Source organism: Aureispira sp. CCB-QB1 (assembly GCF_000724545.1).
GTDB lineage: Bacteria > Bacteroidota > Bacteroidia > Chitinophagales > Saprospiraceae > Aureispira.
Genome location: NZ_JHBV01000007.1, coordinates 21,852 through 38,514 on the forward strand (window position 1 = coordinate 21,852; position 16,663 = coordinate 38,514).

Below are 16,663 nucleotides of genomic sequence, written 5' to 3' on the forward strand. Positions count from 1 at the left end.
GAAGAGAGTAAAAGTAATTGCAGGATAAAAATAATGTCTATCTAATTGTAAGCATTCAGGGAAAGCCAGCCTTATTTTTCTTGATAGGGGATATTTTGAATGGCGCAAATTTCTTGTAAAAATACTCTTAAAGTAGCAAAGCTTTCAAAATTTCGAATGACAATAGAAAAAGGATCGTAAGACGCACTAGGATTGATGTAACCATGGCATCGAATCTTTTTGACATAGGTTGTTCCATTATTTTGATAGGTAAATACCAAACTTTTAAAATCACTATTAATTTGGCTTTCGGTTCCCAATCCCCATGCCTCAATCTTGACCAAGTCTTTTATTAAAATTGAAACAACTTTATTTTTTGGAAAAAAAGTTCTGTAAATTTCAATTTTATCTGGATGAATATAAAAATCACAGTTGGTTAATTGCAAATACACCAAAACAATTATGGCAAAACAAATCATTAAAGCAACTGTTCCGCCAATAAAAATAGGATCTAAATAGGAACCATCATAAAAGCTAGTACTAATATACAGACTAACAGGAAAGCCAACGGCTAGAAGAAAGAACAAAACCATGCCATCAAACCCTCGAGTAGATGGACTAAAATGCTTTACTTTTTTGTGAGTGAGAATTTCTTGATAACTACTAATGCTGGAGCCATATAAAGCCGTTTCAATTTGAGCAGCTAAGTTATTGACGTCAACTAAGTAATACAGCCCTTTTTCTTCTAAAAGTCGCAGTTTGTTTTGACCAACTTTTTTATACAAAACATTATCCAAAAAATTGATATTATCTTCTTCGTTTTCATAATGTTGCTCTAGTTCTTTAATGTAACCCTTTTCTTTAGCAATACGCCATATATCATCTACCCATAACAAACGTTGGGTCTCCTCTAGTACTCTATAAGCTAGTTCTAAATACGTCATAAGAAGAAGATAGGTCGATATAATAAGTAAGTGTCCTAAAGGAACCATGCCATCAAAACAGCTCTTTTTAGCGTAGGAACTTTGGGAATATTACTTGAATAAATAGTTATAATATTTGATGATTAGTTAAATCATTACTCCATTGAGACCAAGTGGTAGCAGCGCAGCAAGTGACAAAGCGAACGAACTAACGGAGTATTATTAAATATAACGTTTATGTTTTGTTTTTTTGATAAAATCAGCTATTTTTCAAGCATTTAAGACTTAATAAGGTGGTTTTTGCCTAATGATACAAGCGTTGACAGATCAATTCAAGCATTTAGAAAATGGTCTTCTTGGAGTTGCGGAACTCGTTGTTTGGAAAGATTTTAAGAGATGGTATCAATTTCTTGAAATCGAAGAATGTAGTATGTTCCAGACTTTTCCATATCTTTTTGAATGCTTCCATTTAATTGTATCGCTAATTGCTGAATTAGACGAAGCCCCAAAGATTTTTGCTTTTGAGAATTAAAATCCCCTGTATAACCTGGACCATTATCACCAATTTCCAATAGAAAGTTAGGAGCATCTAAAATTTGCATTTTTAGAGTTAATTGACCTGTTTGAGCATCTGGCATTCCGTATTTAAGAGCATTGGTAATGATTTCTGTAATTAACAATCCTAAGGGAATAGCCGTGTCTATGTTTAGAAACAATTCAGGAACATCAAGATCTATTTTTACTTGATGGTTGATGCCTTTAAAGGAGGATACCAGTTTTTCTACCAATTGATCTAAGTAACTTTTATAATTAATTTTAGACAAATCGTTAGATTGATACAGCATTTCATGAATCATTGCCATAGAATTAATTCTATGTTGACTTTGACTAAAAAGCTCTTTGGTGGTAGGGTCAACAATACTATGGCTTTGAAGACTGAGTAGGCTCGTAATTACTTGAAGGTTATTCTTAACACGGTGATGGATTTCTTTGAGTAATAAATCCTTTTCTTTGTTTTTCTCATTGATTTGGGCTAAACTATCAGCAAGCACTTTATTTTTCTTATTCCTCAATCTGAGAATCATCAAGGTGAAAATTAACACACTAAATAAGCTAAGAATAGAAGCCCATTGAAAATAATCTTTGAGCTGATTGTTTTGCTGTTCTACTCGACTCTTATCTTTGAGGTAAGCCAATTCATTTTCTTTCTCATTGATCAAAAACTCTGCTTCAATCTCCAAAGCAAGTTTTTCATTTTGCTGTTGATTAATAACTTTACTTAGGGTAATCCATTTTTTTTGGAACAACAAACAGGAATCTAAAATATTCTGGTGCTCATATATTTCTGTTAATTGCTTATAGGTGGCTAGTAAGGTATTTAAATCCCCTAAATCTTGAGCGATAGTTATGTTTTTTTTGCTCCATAGAGCAGCTTCATGTACCTTATTTTTTGATTTGTTATAACTAGCATAGTTGGTGTAGCACAACATAAGCATTTTAGGATTGTTTGTTATTTGCGCTATGTGATAACTTTGATCGTAAAATAATTTAGCAGAATCATTCTGATTTAATAGAGTATAGATTGCTCCAATATTAGATAGATTGATAATCATTCCCAACGAATCTTGGATAGACATTTTTATGTCAAGTGCTTTTTTGTAAAAAGGCAAGGCATTTTGCCAATCTCCTTGAAGCCGCTTTATCTCTCCCAAATTGTTTAGAATACTAGAAAGAGGCTTAATTTGTTGATTGTTTTCTGCAATTTCACGAGCAATCTCCCAGTATTTTTCGGCTTTGATATACGCTTCTTGATTAAAATAAACACCACCAATTCTATTGTATAAGTTGGCAATTATTTCAGCTTCTTGTGGAGGATAGGAGTGTTTTTTTTCGTTAGAGTCAATGCCCGAAATAATAATATTGGATCGAGTTCGATTCAATTTATTTTTAATAATATTAGTCCCCTTAAATAAACAATCTAATGACTTATTGTGATTTTTTTTGTTGTCGTAAAAGACTCCTAACTTGTAATAAATCTTTGTAAGTAAATGATTGTTCTTTTGTGCGACACCTTTATCAATTAACTGATTAAATGTTTCTGTGGCCTCTGCATACTTTTGTTGTTCATACAACAATTTGCCTTTGTCAAACAGCAAGTCTAATGATTTGGACAAAGTTTGTGCTGTACCAATAACATTGTATAGGCAACAAAAAAGAATGATACAGACTTTATAGTGATTCATTTATAGGGAGTTATAAGATGGTAACATAGGACAAGTTATTCCAGTAAATTTACAAAAAAAAGAATGTATAGAAGTAATTATTCCCCCAAAAAACAAGCAGCATCCATCTAGTCGCAGTGGAGATGACTGTTGTTATTAGGTTTTTTACTAAAATAGTCTATTTATAATGAGGATATACCGCTTAATTAGGTACAAGTATCTTGCCTAAAAAAGAAGTAATCGTGTTGTAACGTTAAATAGATCAACTTTTTTAACAGTAGTAGTTAGCTGCGCTGCTACTTCGTGGTTTCAACGAACTATTGTAACAGAGAATAGCAATTTGTGTTTACAACGCAAGAACTATTAGACTATATGTTTGGTTAGCTTTGCGGATAGTTTGAAAGATTGATTAGGTGAAAACTTTAAAAGTTGTAGCATTGGACAAGCTTTGTTTTGAAGAGGACAATGAAAGTGAGCTGGAATTATTCCCTTTTGACCTACTGTTATAGCTTGTTGATGCGCAGAACAAACTCCTCCAACATGAATGGAAAAGTCTTTTAAATAAATCTCATGATTAACCAAGTATTGGTACAAACCACCAATCGTCCAAAACTCATTTTCAAAATCATCCTCTTCGTCTATAAATTCCCCACAAAGCTCTATTGAAACACCTTCTTCCAAGTCTGTTTCATTATATAGAACGGATATAATTTGCTGTTCTTCCAAACTTAATTCATCCCACCAATTGGTAATATTAGGAATTTGATTGGGCAATAAATTCTCTTGGATTTTTTGTGGTAAGTTAATCATGTGTTATATTTTAGTTTTTAGGTGGAAAACAATTACTAAAGTTTTTGTGCAAGGCAAAGGGGGACACTTCTTGGAGGATTGTAGATTACCAATATTTGAAAACAGGATACTCTATCGGTTGATTATTTACGCCAAGTTGGTAAAGCACTTTGTCAAAGAAATTCCAAGTAACCAAACCATCGTCAGATTGAGGCTCTAATAAGTAAAAAATTAAGTTGGCCAAAGGTTGAGCAAGGTCAACTTTATAAGAACCTTTTGGGAACGATTTATTCGCAGGCGCAAAGTTTCCTTTTAAAGTGACCATATTATGTCGTTCAAAAGGTTTTTTATTTACATCTAATTGTTCAATCGTAAAAACTTCACCAGAAAAGCTAGTTTTTTGTGTCAGTTCTTCTACTACGATACCATGTGCTCGCAAATGCTCTACAATGTTTTTTAATTCGGCAGGGAGAATATAACCTCTAGGAACAGTAGAAGTAACAGTGGCTTCAAAAGCGCTATAATTGGTAACATTAGGAACATCAATTCTATTAGCAGTACGTGCGTATTTTGTTTTTCCTGTACTATCGGTATAAGGAAGGTATTCATAAGTTCTCAACTGAAACGGCTTTGTTGTTGGTACCATCTTAAAACGAACGCCATTTTTGTAAGTACCTGCTTGGGTTTTTATTTTATGGATGGTTTCAGTGGCGCTTTTTTTATTAATGGTCATAATTTGTCGTCCATGCAAACTAGTATATTCAAGTATTTCTAAGGCAAACTTATGAGCAGAATTAATACGATGATAAAATTTGTCATGTGCAAATGTTTCACTAAGAATGGCCATTTTGTTACGCAAACCGAACTGATTGACCAGATAACGAGGGTGGTGATTATAGGTGTAGAATTTTTTAGGAGGCCAACCTTCCGCCAATGAATAACCGCCATAGATATCAAAATGCAAATCGTATTTATCTAGGACATTTTTTTTGATTTTAGGCAACATGACATCCTTAGTATAATCAGAGGTAGCAGGATGACCTGCGTAATGATAACTATGCGCATAGGTTAGTTCATTGCCATGCCAAACCCCATTGGTTGTGTGCATATCGACAAAAACATCAGGGTCCCATTTTAGAATTAAATTTTTCATCAATCCTTTGGTTTCTACCGCGTCCATTTTTATTCCATCTCGATTCAAATCCCAATCCCCACCACTACGCCGGCTTCCCGCTAGATGAGGACAATGCTCTTGAGATTTTCGATGTTCAGAAGAAAGTTTGTTATTGCCATCTGGATTATAATTAGGAACAAAAATAACAATTTGATTATTGAGCAAATAGGCTTTGTCACCGAATAAGATTTCTCTCATTAAAATCATCAATGCTTCCTTGCCTTCTACCTCTCCACCATGAATATTACCTTGAAAATAGATAATTGGTTTTCCAGAGGCTTTTGCTTCTTCTGGTGTCCTAACAGCAGGATTAGCCATGACGACCAATGGAACTGACCGACCGCTATCGCTTATCAGCAAAACTTCTGTATGGACTTGATCGCTTCTTTTTTGAATGGCTTCAACAAAGGCAACCACTTCCTCAGAGGTAGATGTTTTCTCAAAAGCTGTTTTTTCAGGTGTCGTGAGCAATTCAAAAGGTAATTGAGCTGCTATTTCTAGGCTAAAAAAAAGAAATAGGAGAGTTGTTAAAAAAACTTTCATAAGTTATTGATTGAGTAAGTCAAAACAAGGAGCAAAATGTGAAGCTGGCATTGCTTTTTTGGATGTAAAAAACTCTATAGGAAAAGTAGTCATCGTGGTGGCTAAAGAAATTTTACTGCGCAAATGGTTGATGGTGCCTTCATTGCCATCCAATATACGAATGTGCGAAGGAATAAGCGTTTGGATGATTGGTTTGAAATAGATAAAATGAGTGCAACCTAATACAATGGAGTCAAACTCTTCCCAGTTGATGTTTTGAAAAGAATGGTTGAGGTAGTGAACAACCTCAATGCCATTAAAATTAAAGTTTTCGGCAAAAGTGACCAAACCTTGAAGTGAAAGACGTTTGACCTTGTCGGTAGCATTTAGATTTTCGATGAGCAACTGAAGTTTGTTTTCTGCCAAGGTTTTTTTTGTTGCACAAATCAGTGTTTTTTTATGTTTGGCCAATTCGATGGCAGGTTTGACAGCTGGTTCCATGCCTATGATTGGAATGGTATATTGTTGGCGCAAATCCTTGACAACAACACTAGTGGCCGTATTGCAGGCCAAAACTAAAGCTTTAAGATCTTGTTGCATTAAAAATTCAACGGCATCAAATACCAAGGTTTTGATCGCAGCAGTAGACTGAATGCCATAAGGCGCATTATCAGAATCTGCAAAATAGATATACTGCTCGTTTGGCATTTGCTTTAAAGCTTCGTGCAATACCGTTAAGCCACCCAACCCAGAATCAAAAAATGCCAATTTCTTCATGTATTACTTTGCCTATTTAAAAATATTTAATGTTCTATTTTGTATTAGTAAAAGTACAAAAAAGCCCCAAGTAGCGAAAGCTACTTGGGGCAAATTCCACATTTCATGAGTTTTTGTTCTTGGAGAGGAATTATTCTTTGATAATTTTTTCTGTCAATTGAGTACTTCCGTTAACAATGTGAAGGATATACATACCACTGATTTCTTTACTCAAGTCAATTTCGATGGTATTCGTATCTTGAACTTGTTTTTCTATTACAATTTGCCCCAATGTATTGAGAACTTGAATGCTCGTTTCCGAAGTTTCAGCATTTTTTAGCTGAACATTAACCAAGCCTGTTGTTGGATTGGGGAAGGTTTCAACACTTGTTGGTTCAAAATTCAAGCTGTTGTTATCGTTAGAAACCTGCTCACGTCTTACTTTTCTAAAGTTGTCCAACCAAGTAAATTGATTAACAAACACTTGACAGTGACTAGGAGACTCTCTTCTTAATGTAACTGTATATTCAACCCCAGTTGTATAAGAGAAGCGAATACCAGAACCATAAGGAGCCGTAGAAATGGTAGTTCCAAATTCATCAACAACTGTCCATATATCATTGACTCCAGACATGCTAACATTGGGTTGGCAAGAAACCTGATTTCCAAACAAAGGCGTAAAGCTAAAGGCTGCATTACCGTGGTTGTTGTAAACTTGCAATAAGTCAGTTACGGTGATGCTAATGGTTTCTGTACATCCATTGGCATTCACAACAGCTGTGTAGGTACCTGGTCCAAGGTAAGGAACTTGATAGCCTGGACCTGAGTTGGCAATAGAAACGGTTGTTCCGTTTTCGTCCGTATAAGTCCAGTCGAAGCTATAGCGAATTGGTCCAAATGGATCGCTATGCCAACCAACGTAACTAGGGCCACGCTCTGTTAAAGAACAGTAGGTAATATTAGCAGGGTGCTTGATGCCAACTCCTGGATCGTATACTGTAAACGTGTGTCTAACTTCACAGCCAAACTCATCATAAGCTCTTACTGTGTAGGTCCCATAAGATGAAGGCGTAAAGTAAGGTCCTGTTCCTACAGAAAATGGAACGCCAAATTGTGTCCAGATGTAGGTAATGCCAGGTTGTCCTACAATACCACCAGAGGTAGCAAAGATGGGTTGGAAATTGCTATTACAGAATGCATAAGCACTTTGCATATTTAGGACAATTTCTGGATGAATAATCATCTCATAAGTCTTGGTACAGGTAAGACCATTTTTAGAGTAGGTATATTCAAATGTGTAGGTTCCTGCACCTGTTGTAGGACCATCTAGAAGATAAGGGAAATTAAACACATTAGCATTGGCATCAAATATAACAGCACCGTTGACTGTCAGTGATAAAGGAGTTGTAGAATTGCCATACAGTGCATCGTAATCATTTTGCGTGAACTGAGTACTTTGGTTGTAACACAATTGGTTGGGCATAGATAACTCTACATCAGGATTACTAACTCTAATCGTGAAAGCATCTGTTGTTGTACAACCTGTTGTATGTGTGATGTCTACAGTATAGTTTGTGGTTACTGTTGGAGCAGTTATATTGGGATTGCTAGGACTCCAATTGCTATAGGTAAAACCACTAGCCGTAGGAATTGTAACGGCATCGCCAGGGCAAATAGTTTGATCAGCTACAGATGTACTTGGTGCTAAATTAAGTGGAACAAAAGCCGTACGAATTCCACAGTTGTATGGGTGAACACTATTTCCGATAATACTAGAAGAAAATACCAAATAAGGAGTGGTGTAGTTTACAGGAGGAACTGTTATAGTAATGGATGATCCCCAAGACCATGTAGGAAAGTGTACTGGTGAGGTAGAGCAACCTGATCCGCCACCAGAAGGGCAGATATCTGCAATTAGTGTTACAGAAGCCCCAAATGTATTGCTGCCGCCAATAGAAATTTGCCCTTTTGAACCAGGAACACTACCATCGAAATTATGTTGACTGCCATTTTTGTAACAAAATTGTTGTATAATTAATTGGTCTCCAGGACAAACTTGTTGAGTGATTGGACTGGTAGTAATAATTTGAGTAGCATTATCTGTTGAGCCGTTAAATGTACCTAGGTAGTTAGCAGGAGTGACAGAGTTTCTCCAAATCTTAAAAGAAAAATCGATTTCAACTTGAGCAGATACACTACCAATTGTCAAAAAGCAAGCACTAAAGAATGCAATTAAAAAATTAAATTTCATATTTATCAGGTTTTAATTAAAAAATAAAATAATGGAATTTTTAGACAAAAAAAGAGTTCGTTACGTTATTATAATAGAGAAAGTACTATTATATGTATATTGTTGATAACCCCATTTCTTATCTACAAAAATATAATTGATTTGATATTTTATATAACCAATATTTATTGTTTCTTTACATCCCTAATTGAATTAGAATTGAAATAAATAATTGATTTTTAAAAGATTAGTTGCCATGTCAATTACACCCAAAAGCAATTTATTAGAACTCATAAACTCTCTAAGTACCAGCGAAAAAAGATATTTAAAACAATTCATAAACAAATCAGGAGAAACAAAAAGCAACCATGCTAAACTGTTGAATGCAATCGAAAAACAGGAAGTATATGACGAAGAAAAATTAAAGAAAAAACTAAAAAACACGACAATTGTCAAACAGTGGAGTCGCGTCAAAAATTACTTGTACAACTACATCCTCCGAGTCCTACAAAATTACTATCAACAAGATGCTGAGTTTGAAATTTTAAATAACCTACAACAGATTTTTTTGCTTTATAAAAAAGGAATTTATGAAGATGCCTATAAACTGTTGATGAAAACAAAATATTTGGTCTACGAGGGAAGTTATCCAACACTGCTTCCTTTTATTGCGGATTGGGAAATGAGGATGGGGCATATTGTACATCATCGTGTCTTGGAAAGTGAGCCGATTAATTATGAAGAAAATAATCAATGGGCAATAGATGTCGCTAGCAATCTACTGTTTTACAATAAGATTCGCGTAGATGTTATGAGCAACAAAATGAATAAAGGGCGTTATCTTAGAATGAAGGATGGCAATGAAGTCATTTTAAATAAAGATATCTTTTGTTCTTTGGATTTGGCTAAAAGTCCAATGGCAAAGTGGTCTTTCTTGTCTTTAAAAAATCTATTATACGGACAACAAGGAGCTTATCTAAAGGGATTTTATGAAATGAAAAAATGCATGGAATTGCATGAGGAATACCCTTTGCTAGAAAAGCAAACACCATTTTCATACATTACTACTATTAATAATTTTATTATAGATGCCATAGAGACAGAGAATTGGGAAGATATACCATTTGTTATTGAAAAAATAGATGCGTGTATTAAAGAAAACAAAGCGTCTACGGTTCATGTTTTGTTGACGAGCATTAAATACAATGCCTTGCTAAAGACTAGTATTGGACAGTTAAATTATGAAAAAGGGTTGGAGTATGCAGAACTAGCAGAAGAGTTTGTTGCTCAGAATGAACATGTAACTAATATGTATGTACAAGCACATTTGTTGTTGCACTATTCTGCTCATATTTACGTTGTAAAAGGGGCTTATGATAAGGCGTTGGTTGCTATTGAAAAATTGGAGAAAATCCAGAGAATTCCTATTTTTAGAACGGCTATTTTGCTACTAAAACTTATCTGTTTGTATGAACAGGATGAAGTATTGTTGCTACCATATACCTTGCGTTCTGTGTACCGAAATTTGTTGGGCAAGAAAGATTTGTATGGTGTAGAGCGTATTATCTTAAATTTGCTAAAAGCTGGGATGAAAGTTGTTTCAAAAGAAGAACTGGCAAAAGTATTTCAAAAGTATTTGGTTAAGTTAGAAGAGTATATTGCTAGTGCACCTAAAGAAGAATTAGAATTGCTGCAACACTTTAATTATGTCGCTTGGGTGGAAAGCAAAGCCAAGCAGCTTCCATTAGAAGAGGTCTTAGAAAGAAGCTTAGGAGAGAAAGCAGCGCAAAAATAAAGTGAAGAAAAGATAATTCTATGCTAGAATAAGAGTATCTTTAGCAGTCCAAGAATGATTCCAATTATTAGACAAAACAATTGATAATAGGTAATAATATTGCTAGGTTGAAACAACGTAGTAGCACAAAGGAGCTGCTTACGGAGTATTATAATAAGTAATCGTTCAAAAAATACTTAGACTAAAAAAGAATAGAAGCAAAATGGGAAAAAATAAGAACGAAGAAGAGTTTGATTATGACTACGATTATGATTACAACTACGATTATGATTATAAAAATCAAGGTAAAAAACAGCAAGAATCGGCTGATGAACTGGATGATGAGGCAAATGTAAGAGATAGCAATGGAAATGTTTTGAGAGATGGAGATGCTGTGATGCCTATTAAAGATTTGAAGGTTAAAGGGGCTTCGCTAAACTTAAAACGTGGAACGGTTATTAAGGGAATCCGTCTAACAGGAGATGATAATGCTGTAGAGTGTCGAATAGGGAAAAAGACAATTGTCTTGAAAACGGAGTTTTTGAAAAAGAAATAATTGTTTGTATCAAGACTAAGTATCTCTAAAATGCAATAGGTCGCAAATGATCTTTTAACACAGCCAAAGGGGCAATTATTAGAGCAATGTTTTTAGGAAATTGATGTATTGAGGATGATAATTCATACCATTGTGCCCCGCTTTTGGGAGGGCAATAAACTGGTCGGTAGGTTTTAAAAGTTTTTGGAGACGTACGGATGAGTTAAAGGGAATTACTTGGTCTTGGTCTCCATGAAAAATGCTAATCGGAACAGTTATTTGTGGCAAATAGCGGTATGTTTCAAAGCGATATTTCAGCAAAAAGGTAGGGATAAAGGCATAGTATGTTTGCATCATGTCTACTAAACTGTAGTAAGGTGCTTTTAAAATTAATTGTTGTGCTTCGTTGTTAGCTGCCAAGTAGGCAGCAACTCCTGTACCAATGGAATAGCCTATGATGGTAATTTTTTCTGAAGGATATTGTTGCTTCGCCCAATCATAGGCTTTTTGGGCATCTCCAAAAAATTGTGCCTCACTGTAAATGCTTCCTGTACTCTTACCAAAACCCCGATAATCTAATAGAAAAATATCATAGCCTAAATTCAAATAAATTGGAGCGATTCGCCCCCAGCCATTTAAGGCACCTGCATTGCCATGCAAATAAAAGATGAGTCCTTTAGAAGAGTCTTGTTTGAACCAAAGCCCGTTTAATTGCTCAGGTGGATCAACTGGAATTTGAACTTCTTCAAAAGGACGTTGAAAAGAAAATTCAAAATTTGAAGGCAACTGGCGAGGAAAGAAAATTAATTTTTCTTGAAAAAAATACAACCCAATACAAATCACTAGGTATAAAAATAGAAGGGTTTTTAAAGTAGCTTTGATAAACTTTTTGAGTGATTTCATAGAAGCGTTATTATTTTTGTCGTTTTGTAGCGCTTTAGATGTCTTTGGCAGAAGTGTTTTAAATAGGTTCACCAATTAGATACATTTTATTCCCTGCTTTTCCTTTTATAATGCCCTTTTTCCATGTATAATTATCAGAAGGTAATTGTGCCAAAATTTCATCCCAATCGGCTAGGGTGTAGGTTCTAGCGTTAGAAACGGCGCCATCCCAAGCAATAAAAATGGGAAGTAAAGGAATTAAATAAGTAAAAATGATTTGTCGAAAACTGAGAGGTCGAACAAATGGCGTAAGAAAAAAGACCATTAAGAAACTTGTAGGGATGGCTAACCACCAAAGAATAAACGGCAGGCTATTGTCACTAATCTCATAAATACAAATTGGCTGTCGATCCTGTTGTGCAGCACGAAGAATGTTTTGTGCTGTTTCGGGACGCATATGATGCATACTACAAACCATGGTGCGAAGACCTTCTTTCCCTTTTGAAACATTGGTTGCATCTACAGGCTCGGTTAGGTAACTAAGGTTCGGGTCTTTTTGCGCATTAATTTGGGCTGCAACTTCTGTATTGGGGTAGAGGTCTGTCAAAGTTAAGGACAAGTTAGAAAAATCATATTGAGTTTCTAAAACTTGTTTAACCTCTTCCATTGGTCCTCCAGCACCTGAACATAGGTCTATAATTTGATGCGTATTCGTTCTTTTTAAAACAGGAGCAAGTAGTTGCGCTACATCATCTGCCGATCCCAACAATCGATGCATGGTGAGGATGTAACGAGTCATGCTCATTCTCAAAAAATTAGGAAACCAGTGAAAGTCTTCAAACTCAAATAGGTGGATGCGTTTCATAGTGGTATGATATTTCAATTTAGCGAATAGAGATGCCAATAGTAAATTTATAATTTTTATAAAATCAAAGGAACAAAAATTCTATTAAAATGATTGTATTGTTGTATTTTACATCATACAATTTACGAGTATCAATTCTTAAGAACGATTATTTACTATAAATCTTTAAAAACTATGTTCGATTGGTTTTTTAATTTATTTAAAACAAAAAAAGAGGAAGAAGAGCCTATAAAAGTTGACTACAGTGTGCATGATTTGGGAACAGGGTTTCTTCTGGATTACAATATGGAAAGTTGGGAGGTTTTGGCTTCTTATACTTACCGCTACAAAGGGTATTCATCCAAAGAATATAAAATTAGATCAAGCTCAGAAACAAGATTCTTGAACGTGTCGGATAGCAATAGTTTGTTATTAGGACTTAGTAGAGAAGCGAATATTAATAACATAGATAGCGGTTTGCGTTCTAGTGTTGCTATGGGGCAACCTTTAACACGGATTACTTGGAATGGAGAAACGTATTCGTTGAAAGAGTCTGCCAAAGGACAGTTTGCTGATGATGCGATACAAGATTGGGCTAATTTTTCTAGTTGGGAGTATGTTAATGCAGCCAATACGAAGTTTATTTATGTTTCCAAATGGGAAGATAATTCGATAGAGTGTTATGTTGGAGAGTACCTTAAAGAACATGAAATTTCAAATATCTTAGCGAGTACTTGAAGGTCACGTAAGAGTGGTATGAGAAAAGGATGTGGAATCTTGTTCTTATTTATGTTGGTTTCTCTGTTTTTAAACCTCTTGCCCTTTAGTTGTAATAATGCTGATATAACCGAAGACCCCGTTCGATTATTGATCGAACAAGAGTCGATGGAGCCAATGTTCACCATATTGCTCTTTGATATGGATCAAGAGGGTGTTTTTTCTAAGACGTACAAACATCGTTATCGGGTTATTAAAGAAGAAAATGGTAAGGTGGTTGGCAAGGATACCAAATGGTACAATGTGCCTTCTAGTTATTTTCAGCAGAATGAAAATAATTTAGGTATGGAAATGGCGGCTAAAGATAGTACTGGAAAAATTGCTCGAACAATAGGACCACCTGGTTATACCAACTACATCGGAAATCCTAGATACGGTTATTGGGGAGATGGTACAAGCCAGCCTGATTCGTTGTCTAACAATGGTGCCAATGTGGCGACTAATTTTTGGTATTTTTATCCTAAATACACCAATATTCGAGAATTGCTACAACTTCCAGCAGGTAAGATTTATCAAAAAGACCACAAAGAGGCTAGAAATTATTACAATCGAGGATTTATTTACTACGGAATTATTACCTCTGGAGGACGGCGTAGGTATGGAACGTATAGCAACCACTATCGTACGAATACTTATAACAAACGATGGTCTAGAGGGGGAGGAGGATATGGAAAGTAGTTGCTCGTTGTCTTGGGAAGCGTACTTTTATCTTATCAAAGGTGTTTAAATGGAATGTCAATAAACATTATTGTGTGGTTCCCACGAAGTGATTTTATGTAATTTTTGCCAAAGTACTAAGGTTAAATTGAATTAAAAATGAAAGAATATCTAGAAGTCAGTTATTGGGGAGAACCTTTTATTTATATGTTGGTAGGGTTTCTCTTATTTTTGAGTGGAAAGTTGTTGTATCAATTGCTACACAAAGGAGTAGATGTTGATGCAGAAATGGTGGATAAAGATAATCTAGCATTTGCAGTCACTCATGTGGGGTATTTTGTAGGATTGTTGTTGGCAATATGTGGCTCTATGTCTGGTATCAAACACGATTCGTTAATACATGATATAGGAATTACAATGGGATTTGGTTTGGGAGCCATTGTCCTGTTGAATATAGCGATTATTATCAACGACAGAATTATTTTTGGTGGCTTAGAATTGAAAAAAAGCATTGTCGAAAAGGGAACAGTTGCTGTTGGAATTGTAGAATCTGCTAATTCTATTGCCAATGGTTTAATTATTTATGGAGTACTAACAGTAGAGTCGGAACATATTTTTGTTGCCTTAGTTTTTTGGTTGGTGGCACAAATTTTAGTGATTTTTATGGCAATGGTTTACAATAAAATCATGCCCTATGATGTGTTTTCAAAAATCTATGCAGGCAATGCGGCTGTTGCTGTTGCTTTAGCAGGTTTTTTGGTTGGAATGGCTAATATTATACGCTATGCAATAGAATCGGAGCACAGCGATTGGGCAGAATCTGCTGTTGCAATAGGCATCCAACTCGTAGTCGCAATGATTGCGTTTCCTGTTTTTCGTTTTTTGACAGACAAACTTTTATTGCCTAAGAGAAGTATTACAGATGAATTGGTTCATCAAGAAAAACCTAATTTTGGTGTCGGCTTGGTAGAAGCATTCGCTTATGTTAGTGCTTCTGTATTAATTATTATTTCATTGTAGGGTATCGCTGATAGAAGTAAAATGGAGGATCGGAAAAAGGGACATTCTTTGATATTAATGACCGCACTTTTTGCAACAGGTCTGTCTGGAATTGTAGCAGAGTATGTATTAGCAACGTTGGCAACTTACTTTTTGGGCGACTCGGTTTTTCAGTGGACGATCGTACTTTCTCTAATGTTGTTTTCAATGGGACTGGGCAGTCGTTTTAGCCAAAATTTTAAGAAAAATCTATTAGAGACATTTATAGTTATAGAGTTAATTCTTTCTATCTTAATCTCTCTTTGTGCCCTTATTACATACCTAATTATGCCTTATACTACTAGTATTTGGTTGGTCATGTATTTAATGGCAATTGTGATTGGTCTGTTGATTGGGATGGAAATTCCCTTGGTAACTCGAATCAATCAAGATTACAAACCATTGCGTACCAATATTTCTGGTGTAATGGAAAAAGACTATTATGGCAGCTTATTTGGAGGCTTGTTTTTTGCGTTTATTGGTATTCGTTACTTGGGTTTAACGTACACGCCCTTTGTTGTTGGAGGAGTCAACTTCTTTGTTGCTTTGTTGTTGTTTTATTATCTAAGAAGAGTCATTATTATCGAAAAAAAAGGGCGGTTGCAATTCGGCTTTGCGATTACTGGTGCCATCTTAGCCATTGGACTATTTCTAGCCGAGCCAATTGTCTTGTTTGGAGAACAGAGTCGTTATCGAGAAAAAGTAGTCTTTACCCAACAAACGCCTTATCAAAAAATTACTGTTACCCAGTGGCAAGGAGATTATTGGTTGTACCTCAATACAGGCAAACAACTAAGTACCTTTGATGAATGGATGTACCACGAACCATTGGTGCACCCAGCGATGCAATTGGCAAAGTCGCACAAAAATATCTTAATTATGGGAGCAGGGGATGGCTGTGCCATACGAGAGGTATTAAAATACAAAGATGTTGAACGTATTGTGTTGGTTGATTTGGATCCAGAAATGACGGAGATTGGAAAGAATCACCCTATCTTCAAGCAGCTGAATCAATCGGCTTATTTTTCACCTAAGTTGGAAGTGATCAATGCGGATGCCTTTAATTATGTAGAGTCTACCAAGGCTTTCTATGATGTTATTATTGCCGATTTTCCTGATCCCAAAAGTGTAGAAGTCAATCGACTATATACCCGAGAGTTTTATCAAATTTGCAAAAAAAGATTACGCCCCAACGGTGTATTTATTACTCAAGCTGCCAGCCCTTATTATACCACCAAAGCATTTAGAACCATCGAAAAAACAATCAAAGCAGCTGGTATGAATGTTGTCCCTATCCACAACCATATTTATACGTTTGGAGAATGGGGTTGGGTGATTGCCATGAAAGAACCGCCTTCGGAAGCTATAAAAAAAGAACTACAAACGCTGACGTTTGAGGGAATTGATGTTCGATGGATTAACCAAGAAAGTATGTTAATGATGACTTCTTTTGGAAGGGATTTGGTAAAGGTAGATACGGCAGATTTGGAAGTAAATACCATTCATAATCCTGTTTTGTATCGTACCTATGCAGAAGGGAACTGGTCGTATTATTTTTAAT

At 35.4% G+C, this 16,663-nt stretch carries 14 protein-coding genes; 6 read left to right on the forward strand and 8 right to left on the reverse strand.

The annotated features are described in order from the left end of the window. Positions 1 to 71 precede the first annotated feature (71 nt). The 6 genes from CG11_RS02475 to CG11_RS02500 all read right to left on the reverse strand — a co-directional run bounded on the left by CG11_RS02475 (position 72) and on the right by CG11_RS02500 (position 8,616). Complete coding sequence (locus CG11_RS02475; RefSeq protein ID WP_197043766.1) at positions 72 to 923, reverse strand: HTH domain-containing protein; 852 nt, start codon at positions 921 to 923, stop codon at positions 72 to 74. Positions 924 to 1,291: 368 nt separating this feature from the next. Continuing rightward, positions 1,292 to 3,145 carry a histidine kinase dimerization/phosphoacceptor domain -containing protein gene (locus tag CG11_RS02480; protein WP_052592774.1) on the reverse strand — a complete coding sequence of 618 codons (1,854 nt, stop codon included), beginning with the start codon at positions 3,143 to 3,145 and terminating at the stop codon, positions 1,292 to 1,294. Positions 3,146 to 3,487: 342 nt separating this feature from the next. After that, entirely contained in the window at positions 3,488 to 3,934 is a 447-nt protein-coding gene (locus tag CG11_RS02485) for a hypothetical protein (RefSeq protein ID WP_052592776.1), read from the reverse strand. Positions 3,935 to 4,019: 85 nt separating this feature from the next. Beyond that, complete coding sequence (locus CG11_RS02490) at positions 4,020 to 5,630, reverse strand: M14 family metallopeptidase (protein WP_052592778.1); 1,611 nt, start codon at positions 5,628 to 5,630, stop codon at positions 4,020 to 4,022. Positions 5,631 to 5,633: 3 nt separating this feature from the next. Continuing rightward, entirely contained in the window at positions 5,634 to 6,386 is a 753-nt protein-coding gene (gene murI / locus CG11_RS02495) for a glutamate racemase (protein WP_052592780.1), read from the reverse strand. Between the two features lie 130 nt (positions 6,387 to 6,516). Next, entirely contained in the window at positions 6,517 to 8,616 is a 2,100-nt protein-coding gene (locus tag CG11_RS02500; protein WP_052592782.1) for a T9SS type A sorting domain-containing protein, read from the reverse strand. A 235-nt stretch (positions 8,617 to 8,851) separates the two neighbouring features. Between CG11_RS02500 and CG11_RS02505 the strand changes: the two genes are divergently transcribed. Continuing rightward, positions 8,852 to 10,390: a hypothetical protein gene (locus tag CG11_RS02505; RefSeq protein ID WP_052592785.1), complete on the forward strand. Its 1,539-nt coding sequence runs from the start codon at positions 8,852 to 8,854 to the stop codon at positions 10,388 to 10,390. A 313-nt stretch (positions 10,391 to 10,703) separates the two neighbouring features. Then, a complete protein-coding gene (locus CG11_RS02510; RefSeq protein WP_072010986.1) occupies positions 10,704 to 10,925 on the forward strand; it encodes an alkylphosphonate utilization protein in 222 nt (73 codons plus the stop codon). A 78-nt stretch (positions 10,926 to 11,003) separates the two neighbouring features. On the opposite strand, the gene CG11_RS02515 is transcribed toward CG11_RS02510, so the two are convergent. Both CG11_RS02515 and CG11_RS02520 read right to left on the reverse strand, forming a co-directional pair. Further along, the gene (locus CG11_RS02515; RefSeq protein ID WP_052593014.1) at positions 11,004 to 11,807 is read right to left on the reverse strand and encodes an alpha/beta hydrolase; all 804 of its coding nucleotides are present in this window, start codon (positions 11,805 to 11,807) and stop codon (positions 11,004 to 11,006) included. Between the two features lie 58 nt (positions 11,808 to 11,865). Then, positions 11,866 to 12,651, reverse strand: coding sequence for a hypothetical protein (locus CG11_RS02520; RefSeq protein ID WP_052592789.1), 786 nt, complete (start codon positions 12,649 to 12,651; stop codon positions 11,866 to 11,868). Positions 12,652 to 12,825: 174 nt separating this feature from the next. Here CG11_RS02520 and CG11_RS02525 point away from each other — a divergent pair, with 174 nt between their 5' ends. From CG11_RS02525 to CG11_RS02540, 4 genes are all read left to right on the forward strand, one after another. Beyond that, positions 12,826 to 13,368, forward strand: a complete 543-nt coding sequence (locus CG11_RS02525; protein WP_052592791.1) for a DUF4178 domain-containing protein — start codon at positions 12,826 to 12,828, stop codon at positions 13,366 to 13,368. Positions 13,369 to 13,386: 18 nt separating this feature from the next. Beyond that, the gene (locus tag CG11_RS02530; protein WP_156039634.1) at positions 13,387 to 14,085 is read left to right on the forward strand and encodes a hypothetical protein; all 699 of its coding nucleotides are present in this window, start codon (positions 13,387 to 13,389) and stop codon (positions 14,083 to 14,085) included. A 138-nt stretch (positions 14,086 to 14,223) separates the two neighbouring features. Next, positions 14,224 to 15,084: a DUF350 domain-containing protein gene (locus CG11_RS02535; RefSeq protein ID WP_052592794.1), complete on the forward strand. Its 861-nt coding sequence runs from the start codon at positions 14,224 to 14,226 to the stop codon at positions 15,082 to 15,084. A gap of 21 nt (positions 15,085 to 15,105) precedes the next feature. Continuing rightward, positions 15,106 to 16,662: a polyamine aminopropyltransferase gene (locus CG11_RS02540; RefSeq protein WP_052592796.1), complete on the forward strand. Its 1,557-nt coding sequence runs from the start codon at positions 15,106 to 15,108 to the stop codon at positions 16,660 to 16,662. The last annotated feature ends 1 nt before the right edge of the window (position 16,663 follow it).

Excerpts from the sequence above, each read along its gene's own strand:
- CG11_RS02475 (WP_197043766.1), bottom strand. The coding sequence starts at position 923 with ATGACGTATTTAGAACTAGCTTATAGAGTACTAGAGGAGACCCAACGT.
- CG11_RS02480 (WP_052592774.1), bottom strand. The coding sequence starts at position 3,145 with ATGAATCACTATAAAGTCTGTATCATTCTTTTTTGTTGCCTATACAAT.
- CG11_RS02485 (WP_052592776.1), bottom strand. The coding sequence starts at position 3,934 with ATGATTAACTTACCACAAAAAATCCAAGAGAATTTATTGCCCAATCAA.
- CG11_RS02490 (WP_052592778.1), bottom strand. The coding sequence starts at position 5,630 with ATGAAAGTTTTTTTAACAACTCTCCTATTTCTTTTTTTTAGCCTAGAA.
- murI (WP_052592780.1), bottom strand. The coding sequence starts at position 6,386 with ATGAAGAAATTGGCATTTTTTGATTCTGGGTTGGGTGGCTTAACGGTA.
- CG11_RS02500 (WP_052592782.1), bottom strand. The coding sequence starts at position 8,616 with ATGAAATTTAATTTTTTAATTGCATTCTTTAGTGCTTGCTTTTTGACA.
- CG11_RS02505 (WP_052592785.1), top strand. The coding sequence starts at position 8,852 with ATGTCAATTACACCCAAAAGCAATTTATTAGAACTCATAAACTCTCTA.
- CG11_RS02515 (WP_052593014.1), bottom strand. The coding sequence starts at position 11,807 with ATGAAATCACTCAAAAAGTTTATCAAAGCTACTTTAAAAACCCTTCTA.
- CG11_RS02520 (WP_052592789.1), bottom strand. The coding sequence starts at position 12,651 with ATGAAACGCATCCACCTATTTGAGTTTGAAGACTTTCACTGGTTTCCT.
- CG11_RS02525 (WP_052592791.1), top strand. The coding sequence starts at position 12,826 with ATGTTCGATTGGTTTTTTAATTTATTTAAAACAAAAAAAGAGGAAGAA.
- CG11_RS02530 (WP_156039634.1), top strand. The coding sequence starts at position 13,387 with ATGAGAAAAGGATGTGGAATCTTGTTCTTATTTATGTTGGTTTCTCTG.
- CG11_RS02535 (WP_052592794.1), top strand. The coding sequence starts at position 14,224 with ATGAAAGAATATCTAGAAGTCAGTTATTGGGGAGAACCTTTTATTTAT.
- CG11_RS02540 (WP_052592796.1), top strand. The coding sequence starts at position 15,106 with ATGGAGGATCGGAAAAAGGGACATTCTTTGATATTAATGACCGCACTT.